Genomic DNA, 18,260 nt, shown 5'->3' on the forward strand with positions numbered 1-18,260 from the left:
GATGGCGGCGACCTCGACCGTGGCGCGCCTCAGCTGCCGGCCCCGTACAGTGCGGCGATCTCTTTCGAACCCATCCCTTGAGAATACGTCTCATGCTGGGGCCAGCCGGCGGGGGAGTCCTCCCACTCCTCCTGTCGGCCGAAGGGCAGCAGATCGACGAGACCCTGCAGCTGGCTCATGCGCTCGGTGCCACGGCCGTTCGTGTGCCACGTGCGATAGACCGTGTCGCCGTCGCGGAGCAGCACGTTCACGCCGAAGCCCTCGTTCGGCCCGGCGTCCATGTCGGCACCGAAGGTGCTGTCGGCGCTCGAATACCAGGTCATGCGGTTGCCCACCCTGTCGCGGTAGGCAAGTGCCTCATCGATCGGTCCGTTCGTCACGATCACGAAGCGGGCGTCGTAGTAGCGCTCGAGGAAGTCGAGGCGGGTGAACTGCGACGTGAAGCCGGTGCAGCCGGGGCATTGCCACTCATTGCCGTCGGTCCACATGTGGTTGTAGACGATGAGCTGGCGGTGCTCGCCGAAGATCTCGGGCAGCCGCACCGGCCCGTCTTCGCCGACGAGCGTGTAGTCGGGCAGCTCGACCATCGGCAGTCGTCGTCGTTGTGCCGCGATCGCATCCAGTTCTCGCGTCGCCGCCTTCTCACGCACGCGCAGTGCGTCGAGCTCGCGACGCCACGTGTCGACGTCGACGACGGGCGGAAGGGGCGTCTGGGGCGTGCTCACGGTGGACCTCCGGGTGCTCGGTAGGACGATGCCCCCAGTGTGCGCCCGACCACCGACATCGTCAACCGATCGGCGAGGGTGCCCCGTCGACGGCCGGAGCCTCGGCCTCCTCGGCCGGATTGCGGCGGATGCCGATCCACGACACCACACCGCCGAGCACGAGCAGTGCGGCGGTGACCCAGGCCGCGTTGTGGAAGCCCGCGAGATCGAGCGTGCCGCCGATGATGGTCGACAGCATCGCGACGACGAGCAGCCCGGCGACGCGGGAGACCGCGTTGTTGACCGCGGAGGCGATGCCCGAGCGGGATTCGTCGATGGCGCCGAGGATCGCCGAGGTGAGCGGAGCCACGGTGAGCGAGAGCCCGAGCCCGAGCACGATCATCGCCGGCAATACCTGCCACCAGTAGTCGAAGTCCTCGCGGACGAGCAGCAGCATCAGCGCGCCGACCGCCATGATGAGCGGACCGACGGTCATGAAGATGCGGGGCCCGAAACGACCGGCCCAGGATCCGGCGCGCGAGCTGACGAGGATCATCAGGATCGTCATCGGCAGGCTCGCGAGGCCGGCCGCCGTGGCACTGAGACCTGCGCCCTGCTGCAGGTAGACGCCGACGACGAAGCCGTTGAGCGACAGTGCGGCGTAGACGAAGAGGGTGGCGAGGTTGCCCCAGGCGAAGTCGCGCACCCGGAACAGCGACAGCGGCATGAGCGGGGAGGCCGAGCGCTGCTGGCGCACGAGGAACCAGGCGAACAGCGCCGCTCCGGCGATGCCGGGCATCCAGATCGCGGGGGACTGCCACCCGAGGTTCGGCTGCTCGATCAGCGCGAAGACCACAGCGCCCAGACCGATCGCGCACAGCGCCCCGCTGAGCCAGTCGACCCGCACACCGCTGGGGTGCTCCTTCAGCTTCAGGCGCGAGAGCAGCACGAGCGTGACGGCGATCGGCACCACGTTGATGAGGAAGACGAATCTCCACGAGAGGAAGTCGACGAAGAGCCCGCCCAGCAGGGGGCCGACCAGCTGTGCCGCCGTCGTGAACGCGGTCCAGACGCCGATCGCCCGGGACTGCACGTCGGCGCGCATCGTCGCCGTGATCAGCGCGAGCGAGCTGGGCACGAGCAGCGCACCCGCGGCGCCCTGCGCCGCGCGCGCGATGATCAGGATGAGGGGATCGGGTGCGGCGGCCACCGCGACGGATGCCACGCCGAAGGCGATCAGGCCGATGCGCATCACGAGCACCCGGCCGTAGGCGTCCGACAGCGACCCCGCGAGCAGGATCAGCGCGCTGAGGGTGATGAGGTACGCGTCGACCACCCACTGCTGAGTGGTGATGCCGCCGCCGAGCTCTCGGCTGATCGCGGGCAGGGCGACGGTCACCACGGTGCCGTCGAGGAAGGTCACGAAGGACGCGAGGACGGCGACGGATATCACGAGCCGCTGCAGCGGCGCGAAGCGAGAGGATGCCACACGGCGACACTACTGCCGCCAGGAGACCTCCGGGGCGGTCAGCGGGTCGCGGTGCTCGTCCGATACAGCTCGCGGAGTCCGGCGGCGCCGCCATCCGCGTAGGCGCGGTGCTGGCGCTGGGCGCCGGTGCCCTCGGATCGGAGGCGGGCGAGGCCGTCGACCACGAAATCGTCGTCGCCGAGCTGGGCGAGCGCCGGGCGCAGCCGTTCGAGCAGCCGGTCGGCGATCGTCCAGGCCGGTTCGATCGATCCGTTCACCGGGTCGACGAGGCGAGCATCCGTGCCGTATCTGGCCGCGGTCCACAGCGAGGCGTCGATCGCGTCGAGGCTCAGACCGTGACAGTCGTCGAGGGCGTCGCTCACCAGCAGCGCGCGAGTCAGGGCCACGGCGAGCAGCGTGTCGTCGACCGTCAGCTGCGCATCGAAGACGCGCACCTCGACGGTGGGGAACCTCTCGGACAGGCGGACGGTCCATGACAGCGAGCTGGCTTCGGCGATGGCCCCCATCGACACCAGCTGATCGACGTGCGAGCGGTAGTCGCTCAGATCGTGGAAGAGAGGAGGACTCCACGAGGCAGGAAGTCGACGGATCAGGATGCTGCGCCAACTCGCGTAGCCCGAATCCCGCCCGTGCGCGAACGGCGCATTGCCGGTGATGGCGAGCAACGGAGGCAACCAGGCCCGCACGCGGTTGACCACGCGGACGCGCTCCTCCTCGTCCGGCACCTCGACGTGGATGTGCAGGCCGTTGACCTCGTGCTCGCGCGTGATCTCGACGAGCTGGGCGGACACCGCGTCGTAGTGGGGCGACGACGAGACCACGAGGCGGTTGGGCGAGATGAAGGGGGTGCCGGAGGCGGCCACGATCGATCCCTGCTCCGCAGCGACCTCGCCGAGAATCCCTCTCGTGCGACGCAGCTGCCCCTCGGCATCCGCTCGCGTGACGCACGGCTCGGTCGCCGACTCGAGCTGGCAGGTCAGATACTCAGGGGTGAGACCGGAGCCCGCCGCGTCGAGGATGCGCTCGCGCGTCTCGGGAGTCATGGCCGACGGCACGAGTGTCTGCTCGTCGAGGAGGACGAACTCCTCCTCGACACCGAACCGGGCCACAGACGCGGACCTAATGATCGCGCAGCGCCGAGATGAGCTCGGCCTTGCGCTTGCCGCTGTAACCGGTGAGGCCGATCTCCTTGGCGCGTTTGCGCAGTTCGTCGACGGTCCAGTCCTCGTAGTCGCCGTGCTCGCCGCCTCGGCGCCCGACCGTGCTGCGGCCGTCTCTGGCTGCGGCGTTCGAGATCCTGGCGGCCTTCTCCTTCGAGGCGCCGTCATCGCGGAGCTCTTCGTACAGCTCCGGATCCTTCAGTGAGTTGTTCCTGCGTCCTGGCATGTCGTCTGCTCCTCTCGCACGGCGGGAAGCCCCGCGTCAAGGCCCTCCGGTGACAGGCCCCGGGGGTCTAGGTTGAGTGACCGATGGGCGCACTCCCCCGCGCCCCCAAGAAGGGAAAGACCGATGAACATCCTGCTGATCATCATCATCGTGGTCGCCATCATCCTGGCGATCACCGGCGGGCTCGTGCAGTCCCTGCAGTTCCTCCTGTGGGTCGGCCTGGTGCTGCTGGCCATCGCGGTCATCGCCTGGTTGATCCGAGCGATCTCCGGCAGCCGCACCCGCTGATCCACGCAGTGAGGCCCGCTTCGGCGGGCCTCACTCCGTTTTCAGGGATCAGTCCCGGGAAGCGTCCCGCAGGCCGTCGCCGACGTTGTGTGCGGCGTCCTTGACGTTCTCTCCGGCCTGCTTGACCGAAGCCTTCGTCTGGTCGGCGCGACCCTCGGCTTCGAGGCTCTCGTTGTCGGTCGCCTTTCCGACGCCCTCCTTGATCTTTCCGCCGGCCTTCTCGGCTGCGTTCTTGATGTCGTCTGCTCCACTCATGGCGCGATTCCTTTCATCAGTCGATCAATGGATGTCCACCGTCGCACGGACCGAGAATCCTGCACACGGGATTGACAACCGCGGTCGGGCGTGACAGCGCCACCTCCCCGTCGACGCGGACGTCGGCGACGACTAGCCTGGCCCCAGGCGGGTGGTCCTGCCCGCTCTCACCTCGGCTGCGGTCGACGAAGGAAGCGGTAGAACATGGACTCGATGATGATGGGCGCCATGCGCTCGAACATGATGTCGATGCCCGACATGGCGACCATGGACATGTCGGTCATGCAGGCCTGCATGGACGCGTGCTCGGCCTGTGAGCAGGCGTGCACGGTGTGCTCGACGCAGATGATGGACTGCTCGCCGGCATGCATGAACTGCGCGGACATGTGCAACACCATGATGCGGTCGATGATTCGGATGCAGGGCATGACCCCTGCGTCGATGATGGCGATGCTCGACGCCTGCATCGCGATGTGTCAGACGTGCATGGACGAGTGCATGGCGCACGCCGACCACAGCGAGGTGTGCAAGATGTGCGCTCAGACCTGCAAGGACTGCATGGACGCGTGCATGGCCGTCAAGGACATGATGATGGCGACCGCCTGAGCGGCAGCGAGTCGCACGGCGCCCTCAGGAGAGCGCGACGTTGAACTGCGTGCGACCGACGGCCAGCACGCCGTAGCGCACGTGCAGCGCGATCGGCGTGCCCGCAGGAGCCTCGAGCGCTGCGCCGCCGCTGTTCCACAGTGCGTGAGTAGCCCCGTCGAGGGTGCGCACGCTCAGCTCGCCGGTCGCCGCGTCGGCGTGCTCGACGATCGCGTCGGCCCACTCGGTCGGGGTCGCCGACGCGATGCGCGCCTGGATCAGGTGCAGCGCGTGACCCGCCTCGAACGAGGAGCACGCGAAGCCGTGGCGGCACATGCACGCAGAACGCTCACGCACCGAGAGAGGCGAAAGGCGGTTCAGCGGCGTGGACACGGTGGTCTCCTTCATGAGCGGACGTTCCGGCAAGAGTAGGTCGGCCGTGGCAGCGAGGAAACCCGAGCCGACATGCTCCGAAACAAACGGGCGTAGACTCTCGGGGTGCTGTTGTCGAAGAGCGCTCTCCGGATTCCGGATCGAGCGCGGAATGGAGCCGTGGGCGCGTTCAGCGCCACGGACAGAGGCTGACGATCGGCCGGAGGCGGAACATCCCGTCCCCGGAACCACGTCGTACCCGGCATCCGTGCGGATGCCGTCCTCCAATCCTCTTCCGCCGCCCTCTGCGGCCCACACGAAAGCACCGACGCATGCGTCCCATCGACGAGCGCACCCTGCGCGCCTCCTTCATCAACGCCTCCCGCAAGGAGGTCTCCGATCTCACCCTGCCCGCCGGCTTCGCCGACCTCGACGTCGAGAAGCTCGACTACCTCGGCTGGGTCGACCCCAAGCTCCCTCGACGTTCCTATGTCGTCGCCTGGGTCGATGACGTCCTCACCGGCGTGATCCTGCAGCGCGCCGAGCAGCGCGTCACGGCCAGAGCCCAGTGTTCCTGGTGCGAGGACGTCACCCTGCGCAACGACGTGCAGCTGTACGTCGCCCGCAAGGCGGGTCCGGCCGGCCGCAAGGGCGACAGCATCGGCACTCTCGTCTGCGCGGAGTTCGGATGCTCGCAGAACGTGCGCGTGCTGCCGCCGCTCGCCTACGAGGGCTACGACCGCGAGCTCGCCCGCGAGATGCGCATCCTGAAGCTCCAGGAGCACGTGAGCGCGTTCATCGCGGGTGTGAAGGGCTGAGATGCGTGAAGGGTCCGTCCTCCCTCAGGAGGACGGACCCTTCACCGTCGTGTCGGATGCCTCGTCGGTTACGGCTTCTTCTTCCAGCCCGCACGCAGGCCCTCGAGGAACTCGACGGATGCGGGATCGTCGATGCGGTGGATCTCGTGACCGAGCTCCTCGAGCCACGCGGCGCCGCCGGTGCCGGTGCCGGCGCCGATCACCACGCGGCTGATGCCGAACTGTCGGATCAGGCCCGAGCAGTACCAGCATGGCTCCGCGGTGGTGACCATCGTGGTCCCGGCGTACGACTCGCGGTAGGCGGCGTCGGAGAAGGCCTCGGTCTCGGCATGCGCGGAAACGTCGCCGTGCTGAACGAAGCGGTTGCGGCCGAGACCGAGGACCTCTCCATCCGGCCCGATCAGCGCGGATCCGATGGGCTGCCCGCCCTCTTCGGCGCCGGCTCGCGCCTCGGTGAGGGCGATGTCGATCCACGTGCGGGCGATCTCGTCGGTGATCTCCACGGGGGAGTCGGTGGTGTCGGTCATGGTGGTGCGTCCTCTCTTTAGGGGTGGGGGACCGACACCGTTGTCGGGTGAGCTATCGGGATGAGTCAGGAGTGGCCGTCGTCGTACGCCGGATCCGTGATCTCGCGCACACGGTGCAGGTGCTCGAGGGTGAGATGCGCGGCGGCGTCTGCATCCTGTCTGCGAACGGCCTCGAGGATCTTCGAGTGATCGTCGTTGGCGGCATCCCAGGTGCCCGGTTTCGGCTGCAGCATGTTGGGTCGCGAGATCGACAGAACTGGAGCGAGCATCAGCTCCAGCACCGTGTTTCCCGTCGCGCGCAACAGCGTGAGATGGAATTCGTGGCTGTGCTCGCCGCGGCTCCAGCCGGTGCGGTCCTGGCGCTCGGCGTCGACGAGCGCCTGCAGCGCATCGAGATCCTCGTCGGTGCGACGCTCCGCGGCCTGTCGCGCGCACGGTACCTCGAGCATGATGCGCGCCTCGGTGAGTTCGGCCGGCGAGATCGAATCGCTGCCCACGAGCAGACCCAGGCGGGACTCCAGGAACTCGCTCACGTCGTCGACGGCGACCTGGGCGACGAAAGTTCCGCCGTTCACCCCGCGCTCGGTGCGGACCAGCCCCATCGAGCTCAACATCCGCAGAGCTTCGCGAACCGTATTGCGTGAAACGCCGAAGGCTGCCGCGAGAGAGGACTCGACGGGCAGTCGCTCGCCCGGGGCAAGTGATCCGTTCAGGATCAGCAGCTTCAGCTGACTCGCGATCTGGTCGTAGGCGGGACGAATGCGAGCGAGTGCGAGGTCCGTGTCGAGGGGCATCCGGATTCCTTTCGATCGGGCGACATCAGGAACCATATCGGCTCTTCTCGACCTCTGGCAACGATATGTCCAATGTTTCTCCAGGATGCCGAAAACGAGGTGACTGTGAACCACGAGAAACGCATTCGAGACCCGTATTTAACATTCTCGAAACCCATGACCCCGCGGATTGAAGCCAGTATCGGCTGTATCGGAATATGTCCGATGTTTTAATCGCCGCTCGATGGAGAGCTCCCACGACCATCGAGAGGAGAGACATGCCGAGATATGTCGCCCGCAAGCTCGCTCAAGCCGTGATCACCGTTTTCGCCGTCATGACGATCGGTTTCTTCCTGGGCAGGCTCAGCGGCAAGCCCGGTGCGCTGATCCTCCCAGAGGGAGCCACCCAGGCCGAGATCGACGCGTTCAACGCCAATCTGGGGTTCGACAGGCCCCTGATCGTGCAGTACGGCGACTTCCTCGCCGGACTTCTCCAGGGAACGGTCGGGGAGTCGTACCGACAGAAGGTGCCCGCTCTGGATCTCCTGATCGACAGGGTGCCCGCGACGTTTCAGCTGGCGATCACGTCGTTCGTCGTCGGACTCGGCGCCGCCCTGATCGTCGCCCTCATCATCTTCATCACTCGATGGAACTGGCTGCGGCTGAGCCTGCTCTGGCTGGGATCGCTGCGACAGGCCGTTCCCGACTTCCTCTTCGGGGTGATCCTCGCTCTCGTCTTCTCGGTGATGCTGGGTCTGCTGCCTTCGCTCGGCAACCAGGGCCCGCAGAGCCTCGTGCTTCCCGTGGCTTGTCTCGCCACCGCTCAGTTCGCTCTGTACCTGCGACTCATCGGCTCAGCGCTCGGTGAGCAACAGGGTCTCGACTACGTGCGAGCCAGCTATGCCCGCGGACAGGCGCACCCGATCGTCGTCGTCAGACAGATGATGCCCAACGCGCTCGTCCCGGTGCTGACCATCGCAGGACTCAACCTGGGTGGTCTGCTCGGAGGCACCGTGATCGTGGAGGCGGTCTTCGCCTGGCCGGGAATGGGGCAGGTCCTGTTGCAGGCCGTCAACGGACGCGACTTCCCGGTCGTGCTCGGTGGGCTCGCCGTCGTCGCCGTGTTCTTCGTCGCGGTCAACTTCCTCGTCGATCTCGTCACCGCTTCCATCGACCCGAGAGTGAGGCTGCCATGACCCTCGCCGCACCCCGCCCGCTCGCCCCGGCCTTCCTTCGCCGCAACCCCAGGGTGCGCGTCCGTCGACCCCAGGGCACCGTGCCGATGTGGATCGGCATCGGATTGCTGGCAACCATCCTGATGCTCGTCACCGTTGTGCCGCTCCTGCCGCTCTACGACCCGTTCGGGCAGAGCCTCGCTGATGCCATGCTGCCGCCGTTCGCCTCTGCGGCGCACCCACTCGGCACCGACTCGCTCGGCCGTGATGTGCTGTCGCGACTGGCACTCGCGGGGCTCGTCTCGGTCGGCATCGCGGCTGTCGTAGTCGCCCTCAACTTCATCATCGGCGTCACCGTCGGGTTGATCGCCGGCTATCGGGGCGGCTGGCTCGACACCGTGCTCGGATCGATCGCCGACATACAGCTCGCGATGCCCGTCGTGATCCTGCTCATCGCTCTGTCGGCCGTCTTCGGCCCGAGCACGCAGCTGATGGTCATCACTCTCGGGCTCACCTACTGGGTCGGCTATGCGCGCGTCGCGAGGGCCATGGCCATGGGATTGCGGGATCGTGACTTCGTCGTCTCGCCGCTGACCCAGGGAGGCTCGCACGGACGAACCGTGTTCTCGCACGTGCTGCCGCAGGTGCTGCCTCAGATGGCGGTGATCGCCTCGTTCGACATCGCCGTGATCGTCGGCATCGAATCATCGCTCGACTATCTGGGTCTCGGCGTCCAGCCGCCGATCCCCAGCTGGGGCGCGATGATCACCGAGGGTCAGAAGTACGTGCAGATCAATCCGATGCTCGTCATCCTGCCCGGCATCGCTCTCTTCCTGCTGGTGGCGGGGATGCAGTTCCTGAGCCAGCGCTTCACCACCGAGTCCGTCGCAGCCGCGCGAAAGGCAGGACGTCGATGACCACCGAACCCGTGCTCCGCATCACCGATCTGGTCGTCAAGGCCGAGACGTCGACCGGCGATGTCACACTCGTCGACGGCATCAGCCTCGAAGTCGCCGCCGGCGAAGTGCTCAGCCTCGTCGGAGAATCCGGTTCCGGCAAGTCGATCACCATGCTCGCCGTGATGGGGCTGCTGCCGCCGGGTGCCTGGATCGACTCCGGCTCCATCCGGTTCCGGGGCGCGGAGGTCACGACGTTGAGCGAGCGCGAGATCAATCGGATCCGCGGTGGACAGCTCGCGATGGTCTTCCAGGACCCGATGACCACGCTCAACCCGGTGCGTCGCATCGGCACGCAGCTCGCCGAGGGAGTCAGGGTGCACGAACGATCGCTCTCACGGACCCAGGCGCGTCGTCGAGTGGTCGAGCTGCTGGACAGCGTCGGGATCGCGGATGCCGAGACGAAGATGCGCGACTACCCGCACCAGTGGTCCGGCGGAATGCGACAGCGCGCGCTGATCGCCGGGGCGATGGCGCATGACCCCGCGCTGCTGATCGCCGACGAGCCGACGACGGCGCTCGACGTCACGATCCAAGCGCAGGTGATGAAGGTGCTCGCGCGGTCGCGCGCCGACGTCGGCTCGGCGATGATCCTCATCACCCACGATCTCGGACTGGTCGCCCAGGTCGCCGACCGCGTGGCCGTGATGTACAGCGGTCGGATCGTCGAAGTGCAGGACGTGTACAGCATCTTCGAATCGCCCCGGCATCCGTACACCGCGGGTCTGCTCGCGAGCGTGCTGAGTCTCGAGGGTGAGGGAGGCTCCGCCTATGCGATCCCCGGACAGCCGCCGACCCCCGCGACACGAGGGGCGGGGTGCGCGTTCCAGCAGCGCTGCATCGTCGGCCGGGACCGCGAGGAGTGCGCGATGGCGCCGCCGATCACGCATGCCGCGGACGCTCGGGTCGCCTGCCACTTCCCCCTCGTCGATGGACGGCTGCCGTTGGTGTCCGACTTGCCAGCCCACCATCACACGGCGCAGCCCGAGGAGGCCAGAGCATCATGACCACGATCAGCGAACGCCGGCGCCTCCGACGTCTGCCCCAGGAACAGCCCCGCTCGGACGGCGGTGAGCTCGCGCTGGAGATCGTCGATGTGCGCAAGCACTTCCAGAAGCGCGTCGGGATGCACACGGAGACCTTCCGGGCCGTCGATGGCGTCTCGCTGCACGTTGCGGCAGGCGAGACCGTAGGACTCGTGGGCGAGTCCGGGTGCGGGAAGTCGACGCTGGTGCGCACGATCCTCGGCCTGCACACGCCGACATCCGGCGTTGTGCGGGTCATGGGCTCCGATGTGAACGCGTGGGCCAGCAAGGAGCGAGCGCGGGCCAGGGCGAACGCCCAGGTCGTGTTCCAGGACCCCTACTCCGCCCTCGACCCGCGCATGAGCGCCAAGCGCATCGTCGCCGAGCCGCTGTGGCTCAATCGGCAGTACTCCGAGAAGCGTGTCCGCGAGCTCTTCGACTGGGTGGGCCTGCCGTGGGAGTACGCCTCGCGCAAGGCGTCCGCGTTCTCGGGTGGCCAGCGTCAGCGTATCGGGATCGCGCGTGCGCTCGCGCTGCATCCTCGCCTGGTGATCCTCGACGAGCCGGTGTCGGCTCTCGACGTGTCGATCCAGGCGCAGATCATCAACCTCCTCGCCCAGCTCCAGCGGGAGCTCGGCGTCTCCTACCTGTTCGTCGCTCACGACCTCTCCGTGGTCCGGCACGTCTCTCACCGCGTCGCGGTGATGCGCCAGGGAGTCATCGTCGAGCAGGGCACTACACGCAGCATCTTCCAAGACCCGCAGGAGGAGTACACCCGCACGCTCCTCGACGCGATCCCGATCCCCGACCCACGACGTCGGGCGAGCTGATCGCCTACCCATGCACCACTCGCAGCATCCCGAATGGAGTCCCATGTCCCGCATCCGCTCATATCGGCCCGCGGCCGTCCTCGCCTCGGCCGCAGCCGTCGCCCTACTGGCCTCCTGCGCCGCCGGTGGTGGTGACGCTCCATCCGGTGGTTCGGAGGAGAAGACCGTCACCGTCGCCATCACTCAGGACCCCGAGAATCTCAACCCCGTCGTGGGCGGATCCTTCGGGGCGCTGAGTCTCGAGTTCAACCTCTTCGACCAACTGGCCGAGATCGCCGTGGACGGCGACGTGATCCCGCGAGCGGCCTCGGAGTGGAGTTCCAATGAGGACTACACCGTCTGGGACTTCACCCTCCGCGACGACATCCTCTTCCACGACGGCTCGTCGATGACGGCGTCCGATGTCGTCTTCTCCTTCGAGGAGGTGATGGCGGATGCCGACAGCAATCGACAGCTGTGGTTGACCGACATGGTGTCGGTCGAGGCCGTGGACGACACCCACGTGCGCTTCACCCTGTCATCGCCGTTCTCGGAGTGGCCGCGGCAGACCACGCTCATCTCTATCGTGCCTCAGGCGGTCTACGAAGAGCTCGGGGCCGACGGCTTCAACGAAGCTCCTGTGGGATCGGGGCCATTCCAGTTCGAGAGCTGGCAACGCGGACAGTCGGTGGTCGTGACGAAGTTCGACGACTACTTCGGCGGCGCTCCGCAGCTCGATTCCGTGGAGTTCATCCCCGTCCCGGCCGACGACGCGCGCGTCACCGGCGTGCAGTCCGGCACCGTCGACATCGCCGCGATCCCCACCGCGCAGATCTCGGCCGTCGAGAACACGGGCAGCGCCGACGTCGTGAGCATCCCCAGCCATCAGGTCGTCTACCTCGGATTCAACACCGAGACCGGGCCGCTCGCCGATGCGGCGCTGCGTCGTGCGGTGTCGTACGCGATCGACCGCGACGCCATCGTCGACACGATCCTCAGTGGCAACGGACAGGCGAACAGCCAGCTCGTCGCCCCCACCGTCGTCGGATTCTCGGACTCGCTTGAGCCCCTCGAGTTCGACCAGGAGGCCGCGAAGGCCGAGCTCGCCGCATCTGGCTACGACGGGGAGGAGATCTCGTTCCAGTACGCGCTGGACGGGGTGATCCCGATGGGCGCCGAGATCGCGCAGGCCATCGCCGGGCAGCTCGCCGAGGTCGGCATCACCGTGACCCTCGAGGGTACCGACAACGCGAGCTACGACATCGTCACCCGTGAGCACGGCCTCAGCGGCCTGTTCCTGGGTCAGTTCTCACCCTCGATCCTCGACGCGGGGCTGCCGCTGCGCTTCGTGTTCTCGGCCGAGGCGACGAACTACTTCTCCGACGCGGCGATCGAAGAGCTCGTCGTCGACCAGAAGGCGGTGGCAGATGACGCCCGCCTCGACGTGATCTCCCAGATCTGGGGCATCAACCAGGAGAACGCATACGTTGCGCCTCTCTACTCGCCGGATGCCGCCTACGGCGTGAACCCGGACGTCGTATGGGAACCGCGCCCCGACGGTCTCTTCATCATGAAGGATGCCGACACCCAGTGATCGATCGGCGGGTGGGCGGCTGCTGTGCCGCCCACCCTCCGCACAACCAGAACGCCGAACCAGACAAATACCGAAAGGAGCCATCATGGCTCGCAAGACGTTCGAAGGATGGCTGCACGGCGAGTACTCCTCGCCTGTCGCCGTCCCCGCATCCGATGTCGCACTCATCGTGATCGACATGCAGAATGCCTTCCTCAAGGAGGAGTACTCCCTGGGCATCGCCGAGACGCAGGAGCCCTTCGCCGCGGCTCTGCCCGGTTCGGTGAAGCTCGTCGAGGCGGCTCGTGCGGCCGGTGTACCGGTGATCTACACCCGCTACGCGTATCTGCCGGGCAATGAAGATCAGCTCGACCCCGTCGGCAGGGCCGAAGGCACGACCCTCTCGCCCCGACTGGTCGAGGGCACGGTCGACATCGAGATCGTCGACGAGCTCACCCCCATCGCCGGAGAGATCGTGCTCGACAAGTCGCGGCCGAGCGCCTTCTACGGCACGCGTCTCGAGCCGTACCTGACCGCTCGAGGCATCCGCAGCGTCGTGATCTGCGGCGTGACGACGAATATCTGCGTCGAGACCACCGCTCGCGATGCGAGCCAGCGCGGATACAAGACCTACGTGATCGAGGATGCCGTCGGCGAGGCCGAGCTCAGTCGTCATTGGCACGCGCTCTACACCGTCGAGTTCATCTTCGGCACGGTCGCGACCGTCGAAGATGTGCAGCGGTCGTGGGGCGTGCCGGTGACGGGAGTGCCCGGGTACCCGCTCAAGCGCGGTGAGAACGTGACCGACCTCGCGTGGCGTGAAGCGGTCACCGCATGAGTGCGGCGCCCTTCGGTGCGAGCCACCTGGATGAACGACCCCTGGATGAGAGGAAGAGAACTTTGAAGACCTTCGACAGCTGGATGAACGGCACCGACGGCGACCCGGTCGACGTCGCCGCGAACGACGTCGCGCTCATCGTGATCGACATGCAGAACGGATTCATCCGCGAGGAGTACTCGCTGGGTATCGCCCCCACGCAGGACCCCTTCGCGATGGCGGTGCCCGGGTGCGTCGCGCTCGTCGAGTCGGCTCGCGCGGCGGGGGTCCCGGTGATCTACACGCGAGCGACCAACCTGTATGACCACGCCGACGCGCTGCCACGTCGTGGACGCGCACTCGGCAAGCCGGCTCCGGCCCGTCGCATGCACGAGCACAGCGCCGATGTCGAGATCATCGACGAGCTCGCGCCTCTCGACACGGAGTACGTGGTCGACAAGTCGCGCCCGGGGGCGATCTACGGCACACGTCTCGAGCCTCTGCTGGTCGGTCTCGGCATCCGTAGCGTCGTCATCTGCGGAGTCACCACGAACATCTGCGTCGAGACCACAGCTCGCGAAGCCCATGCCCGCGGGTACGACACCTACGTGATCGCGGACGCCACCGGCGAGGCCGAGCCGAGCCGCTACTGGCACGCGCTCTATTCGATCGAGTTCCTGTTCGGCACTGTCGCGATGACGGAGGACGTGCAGCGTTCATGGGGCACCGAGGTCACCGGTGTGCCCGGATTCCCCCTGCAGCGGGCGAACGTGGGCTCGGCGGCGCTCGCCGCAGCTGTGTGACGTGAGTTCTCGATCGTCGGGGCCGGGCCGCCTGTCGGCTCGGCCCCCCATTCCGCCCGGCGCAGCCCGGCTGCGTGATCGCCGCCTCTGGGTACAGATCGGTGTCCTCACCATGGTGCAGTTCGTCGGCATGATGAGCGGCACCATCATCGCCACGGCGCTGCCGGCGATCACGTCCGAGATCCACGGCACCACGATGCACTACACGTGGATGTTCGTGACCACCGCGCTCGCATCCGCCGTCACGACTCCGCTGTGGGGCAGGCTGGGCGACATCTTCGACGCGAAGACGGTGCTGCAGTGGTCGCTCGGCTTCTACACAGTCGGTGCGCTGCTGTGCGGGCTCGCTCCGTCAGCCGATCTGCTCATCGCCGCTCGAGTCGTCCAGGGCATCGGGATCGGGGGACATATCGCGCTCACCCAGGCGCTCGCGGCGCGGCTCGTAGTCCCGCGCCTGCGTGCGCAAGTCAACGGCGTGATGGCGGTCTCGCAGATCGTCGCGACGATCAGCGGACCGTTGATCGGGGCATTGTTGGTCGGGGTGCCGGTGGTCGGCTGGCGTTTGTGCTTCCTGCTGGGGGTGCCGGTCGCCGTGGTCGCATCGATCGTCGTGCAGATCGTGCTGCCCCGGGCCACGGCACCGGCTGAAGGCCGCGTCGACTACCTCGGTGCCGTGCTCCTCGTCATCGGTCTCACCGGCCTCCTGGCGTGGATCTCCTTCGTCGGAGACGACCTGCCGTTCCTATCCACAGCGTCGTTCCTCTGGGTCGCCGCGAGCCTTGTCGTGTTGACGGTCGCAGCATGGTGGGAGTGGCGCGCAGTCAATGCCATCGTCCCGCTCCGCGCACTCTCCGGGCGAGTTCCGGCGCTCGCAGCAGTCGCGAGCCTGTGCGTCGGAGTCTCGATGTTCGGCGGGACCATCTTCGTCACGCAGTACCTACAGCTCGGTCGTGGCCTCGACGCGTTGACCGCAGGCGTGCTGCTCATGCCGATGGCGGTCGCCACCTTCATCGCCGCCCTGCTCGTCGGACGGCTCAGCACCAGGACCGGACGGATTCGTCGCTACCTGCTCACCGGGATCGCGCTGGTGGTGCTGGGTAATGGGGCTCTGATCCTGCTCACCTCGACCACTCCGCTGTGGTGGGTGATCCTGGCATCGTCATTCATCGGGGCCGGGCTCGGGATGACAGTGACCAATCTCGTGCTGCTCGCTCAGAACGCGACCCGGATGCGTGACACCGGCGCGGTGAGCGGAACCATCATCTTCTGCCGCACGCTCGGTTCGACGGTCGGGCTCGCGGTCTTCGGCGCGATCGTCGCGAGCTTCGTGCCGGCCGTGGATGAGGTGGCGGCCGCGTCGCTTGGCAGCCTCTACGCCTCTGCGTCATCGCTCGTGTTCATCGTCGCGACGGCCATCTCTTCGGTCGGCCTCGTCGCCGTCGTCATGCTCCCGGGCGTCACGCTGAGGTCGACCGTGGACCTTCCGGATACCGTGACGACTGTCGCGGCGTGACCTTCACACCCGCGTTCGTCGCGGGTGTGAAGGGCTGACGCCTCACACGATCTCGAGCCGGGCGACCGTCTCCTCCTCGTCACAGGCGCCGCCGACCCACAGGCGTACGGCTCCTGCTTCGACCCGCTTGACGCCGTCGAGCCCGGTGAAGGCCAGCCGGTCGATGGGCACGTCGAACTCGACGATCTGCTCGGCGCCGGGCGCGAGCGCGACCCGCCGGAAGTCCAGCAGCTGGGCGACCGGACGGGTCACGCTCGCGACCTCGTCGTGCGCGTAGAGCTGCACGACGTCCGTCGCGGCGATCTCGCCGGTGTTGCGCACGCGCACCGTCGCCCGGAAGTTCTCCCCGAGGTGACCGATGCGGGTGCGGTGAGCTGATCGTGGGCGAAGGTCGTGTAGCTGAGACCGAAGCCGAAGGGCCGCACGGGCGTCGAGTCGGCGCTCGTGACATCCGTGAGCCCGCCCAGCACGGGGTGCAGATACGAGTACGGCTGCGCTCCCGCCGAACGCGGCAGCGATACCGGCAGCCGACCCGACGGAGCGACGCGACCGCTCAGCAGCCGCGCGATCGCGGGGCCGCCCTCCTCGCCGGGGAAGAACGTCTGCAGCACAGCCGCGGGGATGCCCGCGGATGCCTCGTTCGCCACAGCAGAGCCGTCGACCGCTCCGAGGCCGGTCATGGTCCCGGCGGCGCCCGCGCGGGTCGGCAGCGCCCAGTCGAGGACGTACGGACGTCCGGTCATCGCGATGAGGATCACAGGAGTGCCGGTCGCGACGACAGCCTCGACCAGCTCGCGCTGGACGCCGGGGAGCTCGAGGTCCTCGACGTCGTTGCCCTCGCCCACGGTGCCTCGTCCGAAGAGGCCGGCGCGATCGCCCACCACGACGACGGCGACGTCGGCAGCGGAGGCGGCGTCGACCGCGGCGGGGATGCCGGAGCGATCGGAGCCCTCGACGTCGCATCCAATCGCCGAGACGATCTCGGCGGCGGGGAACTCGTCGCGCAGCGAGCCGGCGACCGTCGGCAGATCGATGCCTGCGGGGGTGTCGGGGTGATGCGCGAGCACATGGTTGACGAACGAGTAACACCCCATCAGCGCTTCGGCGCTGTCGGCGTTCGGCCCGATCACGGCGATCCTGGCGGTGGTCGAGGGCGCGAGCGGCAGGGATCCGTCGTTGCTCAGCAGCACGATCGACTCCTCGGCGAGACGGCGCGCGAGCGCACGGTGCTCTGCCGGATCCAGGTCGATCGCGGTCGGAGGGGTGTCGAAGTCGGCATCCAGCAGCCCGAGCTCCTCCTTCTGCGCGAGCACCCGCCCCACGGCCCTGTCGAGGATCTCGACCGGGAGCCGACCGTCCCGCACCTGATCGGCGAGCGTGACGAAGGCGTCGGGCGAGGGCAGCTCGACATCGATTCCCGCTGTGAGCGCGAGCCTGGCGGCGTCCGCCGAGTCCGCGGCTGCGCGGTGCATGCTGTAGAGGAAGTCGACCGCGAAGTAGTCCGACACGACGACTCCGTCGAACCCCCAGCGATCGCGCAGGATGTCGGTCAGGTAGTGCGCGTCCGCCGTGACGGGAACGCCGTCGATGTCGACGTAGGAGTTCATCACGCTGCGGGCGCCGCCCTCGTGGATCGCCATCTCGAACGGCGGGAGCAGCACGTCCTCGATCTCTCGCCGGCCGGCGCTCACGGGCGCGTGATTGCGTCCGGCCTTCGAGGCGGAGTATCCGATGAAGTGCTTCAGGGTCGCGTGCACGCCCTCGGACTGAAGGCCGCGGACATACGCCGTGCCCACCCGGCCGACGACCAGCGGGTCCTCGGCGATGCACTCGTCGACCCGGCCCCAGCGGGGGTCGCGGATGACGTCGAGCACGGGAGCGAGGCCCTGATGGATCCCGAGTGCGCGCATGGATGATCCGACCGCTCGGCCCACCTCCTCGACGAGCTCGGGGTCGAACGCGGCGCCCCAGGCGAGCGGCGTCGGGAAGGTCGCCGCCTTCCAGGCGGCGAGACCGGTCAGGCACTCCTCATGCACGATGGCGGGGATGCCGAGTCTGGTCTGCTGCTTCAGGCGGCGCTGCTCGGCCCACAGCCACTCGGCGCGTTCCACAGGGTCGACCGGACGCGTGCCGTACACCCGGGTGAGGTGACCGATCCCGTGCTCCGAGGCGTCCTCGTAGCGGGTCGAGCTCTTCTTCTCGCCCGACATCGGCGCGACGACCTCGACGCCCTGGTCCACCCAGAAGCCGACGAGCTGCGCCTGCTTCTCCTCGAGGGTCATCCGCGCGAGGAGCTCCTCGACGCGGGGCGAGCGCGGCGCGGCGCCTGCGTACTGCGACATCTTGTTCTCTTTCTCGTTCTCGTTCTCGTCGACGTGTGGGGTCGCGACGG

At 67.7% G+C, this 18,260-nt stretch carries 20 protein-coding genes and 1 pseudogene; 11 read left to right on the top strand and 10 right to left on the bottom strand.

The features are described 5' to 3' along the window. Positions 1–29: 29 nt before the first annotated feature. The 4 genes from ACZZZQ_RS11430 to ACZZZQ_RS11445 form a co-directional block, all read right to left on the bottom strand. Positions 30–725, bottom strand: a complete 696-nt coding sequence (locus ACZZZQ_RS11430) for a DUF899 family protein (protein ID WP_072591748.1) — start codon at positions 723–725, stop codon at positions 30–32. A gap of 61 nt (positions 726–786) precedes the next feature. Next, positions 787–2,193: an MFS transporter gene (locus tag ACZZZQ_RS11435; RefSeq protein WP_053097614.1), complete on the bottom strand. Its 1,407-nt coding sequence runs from the start codon at positions 2,191–2,193 to the stop codon at positions 787–789. 38 nt (positions 2,194–2,231) lie between these two features. Further along, positions 2,232–3,302 (bottom strand): carboxylate-amine ligase, encoded by a 1,071-nt coding sequence (locus ACZZZQ_RS11440; protein WP_463507590.1) that lies wholly within the window; start codon positions 3,300–3,302, stop codon positions 2,232–2,234. A gap of 10 nt (positions 3,303–3,312) precedes the next feature. Next, a complete protein-coding gene (locus tag ACZZZQ_RS11445) occupies positions 3,313–3,579 on the bottom strand; it encodes a DUF7218 family protein (protein ID WP_053097612.1) in 267 nt (88 codons plus the stop codon). 123 nt (positions 3,580–3,702) lie between these two features. On the opposite strand from ACZZZQ_RS11445, the gene ACZZZQ_RS11450 reads away from it, so the two are divergent. Further along, positions 3,703–3,867, top strand: coding sequence for a hypothetical protein (locus ACZZZQ_RS11450; protein WP_167347464.1), 165 nt, complete (start codon positions 3,703–3,705; stop codon positions 3,865–3,867). A gap of 48 nt (positions 3,868–3,915) precedes the next feature. On the opposite strand, the gene ACZZZQ_RS11455 is transcribed toward ACZZZQ_RS11450, so the two are convergent. Further along, complete coding sequence (locus ACZZZQ_RS11455) at positions 3,916–4,122, bottom strand: CsbD family protein (protein WP_053097611.1); 207 nt, start codon at positions 4,120–4,122, stop codon at positions 3,916–3,918. A 167-nt stretch (positions 4,123–4,289) separates the two neighbouring features. Further along, positions 4,290–4,550, bottom strand: coding sequence for a hypothetical protein (locus ACZZZQ_RS11460; RefSeq protein ID WP_232224473.1), 261 nt, complete (start codon positions 4,548–4,550; stop codon positions 4,290–4,292). Here ACZZZQ_RS11460 and ACZZZQ_RS11465 point away from each other — a divergent pair. Further along, on the top strand, positions 4,549–4,728 hold the full coding sequence (locus tag ACZZZQ_RS11465) for a hypothetical protein (protein WP_232224472.1): 180 nt from the start codon (positions 4,549–4,551) through the stop codon (positions 4,726–4,728). The genes ACZZZQ_RS11460 and ACZZZQ_RS11465 overlap by 2 nt on opposite strands. A gap of 24 nt (positions 4,729–4,752) precedes the next feature. Here ACZZZQ_RS11465 and ACZZZQ_RS11470 read toward each other — a convergent pair whose 3' ends face one another. Then, positions 4,753–5,115: a hypothetical protein gene (locus ACZZZQ_RS11470; RefSeq protein ID WP_463507591.1), complete on the bottom strand. Its 363-nt coding sequence runs from the start codon at positions 5,113–5,115 to the stop codon at positions 4,753–4,755. A gap of 296 nt (positions 5,116–5,411) precedes the next feature. On the opposite strand from ACZZZQ_RS11470, the gene ACZZZQ_RS11475 reads away from it, so the two are divergent. Next, entirely contained in the window at positions 5,412–5,897 is a 486-nt protein-coding gene (locus tag ACZZZQ_RS11475) for an FBP domain-containing protein (RefSeq protein ID WP_053097609.1), read from the top strand. Between the two features lie 68 nt (positions 5,898–5,965). Here ACZZZQ_RS11475 and ACZZZQ_RS11480 read toward each other — a convergent pair whose 3' ends face one another. Together ACZZZQ_RS11480 and ACZZZQ_RS11485 are read right to left on the bottom strand one after the other, a co-directional pair. Further along, positions 5,966–6,424, bottom strand: coding sequence for a nucleoside deaminase (locus ACZZZQ_RS11480; RefSeq protein ID WP_463507592.1), 459 nt, complete (start codon positions 6,422–6,424; stop codon positions 5,966–5,968). Positions 6,425–6,489: 65 nt separating this feature from the next. Beyond that, on the bottom strand, positions 6,490–7,218 hold the full coding sequence (locus ACZZZQ_RS11485) for a FadR/GntR family transcriptional regulator (RefSeq protein WP_463507593.1): 729 nt from the start codon (positions 7,216–7,218) through the stop codon (positions 6,490–6,492). A gap of 257 nt (positions 7,219–7,475) precedes the next feature. Here ACZZZQ_RS11485 and ACZZZQ_RS11490 point away from each other — a divergent pair, with 257 nt between their 5' ends. The 8 genes from ACZZZQ_RS11490 (at position 7,476) to ACZZZQ_RS11525 (ending at position 15,868) form a co-directional block, all read left to right on the top strand. Then, a complete protein-coding gene (locus tag ACZZZQ_RS11490; RefSeq protein WP_463507594.1) occupies positions 7,476–8,393 on the top strand; it encodes an ABC transporter permease in 918 nt (305 codons plus the stop codon). Beyond that, positions 8,390–9,289 carry an ABC transporter permease gene (locus ACZZZQ_RS11495; RefSeq protein WP_463507595.1) on the top strand — a complete coding sequence of 300 codons (900 nt, stop codon included), beginning with the start codon at positions 8,390–8,392 and terminating at the stop codon, positions 9,287–9,289. Before ACZZZQ_RS11490 ends, ACZZZQ_RS11495 begins: the two co-directional genes overlap by 4 nt. After that, positions 9,286–10,335: an ABC transporter ATP-binding protein gene (locus ACZZZQ_RS11500; protein ID WP_463507596.1), complete on the top strand. Its 1,050-nt coding sequence runs from the start codon at positions 9,286–9,288 to the stop codon at positions 10,333–10,335. Before ACZZZQ_RS11495 ends, ACZZZQ_RS11500 begins: the two co-directional genes overlap by 4 nt. Next, positions 10,332–11,183 carry an ATP-binding cassette domain-containing protein gene (locus ACZZZQ_RS11505; protein ID WP_463507597.1) on the top strand — a complete coding sequence of 284 codons (852 nt, stop codon included), beginning with the start codon at positions 10,332–10,334 and terminating at the stop codon, positions 11,181–11,183. The genes ACZZZQ_RS11500 and ACZZZQ_RS11505 overlap by 4 nt, the downstream gene beginning before the upstream one ends. Before the next feature lie 43 nt (positions 11,184–11,226). Continuing rightward, positions 11,227–12,756, top strand: coding sequence for an ABC transporter substrate-binding protein (locus tag ACZZZQ_RS11510; protein WP_463507598.1), 1,530 nt, complete (start codon positions 11,227–11,229; stop codon positions 12,754–12,756). An 85-nt stretch (positions 12,757–12,841) separates the two neighbouring features. Further along, complete coding sequence (locus ACZZZQ_RS11515; RefSeq protein ID WP_463507599.1) at positions 12,842–13,573, top strand: cysteine hydrolase family protein; 732 nt, start codon at positions 12,842–12,844, stop codon at positions 13,571–13,573. Positions 13,574–13,635: 62 nt separating this feature from the next. After that, positions 13,636–14,355, top strand: coding sequence for a cysteine hydrolase family protein (locus tag ACZZZQ_RS11520; RefSeq protein WP_463507600.1), 720 nt, complete (start codon positions 13,636–13,638; stop codon positions 14,353–14,355). 112 nt (positions 14,356–14,467) lie between these two features. After that, positions 14,468–15,868 carry an MFS transporter gene (locus tag ACZZZQ_RS11525; protein ID WP_463507601.1) on the top strand — a complete coding sequence of 467 codons (1,401 nt, stop codon included), beginning with the start codon at positions 14,468–14,470 and terminating at the stop codon, positions 15,866–15,868. Between the two features lie 42 nt (positions 15,869–15,910). On the opposite strand, the pseudogene ACZZZQ_RS11530 reads toward ACZZZQ_RS11525, so the two are convergent. Continuing rightward, a pseudogene (locus ACZZZQ_RS11530) lies at positions 15,911–18,210 on the bottom strand (beta-xylosidase/alpha-l-arabinosidase). Positions 18,211–18,260 lie beyond the last annotated feature (50 nt).

The organism is Microbacterium sp. AC132, assembly GCF_979258525.1.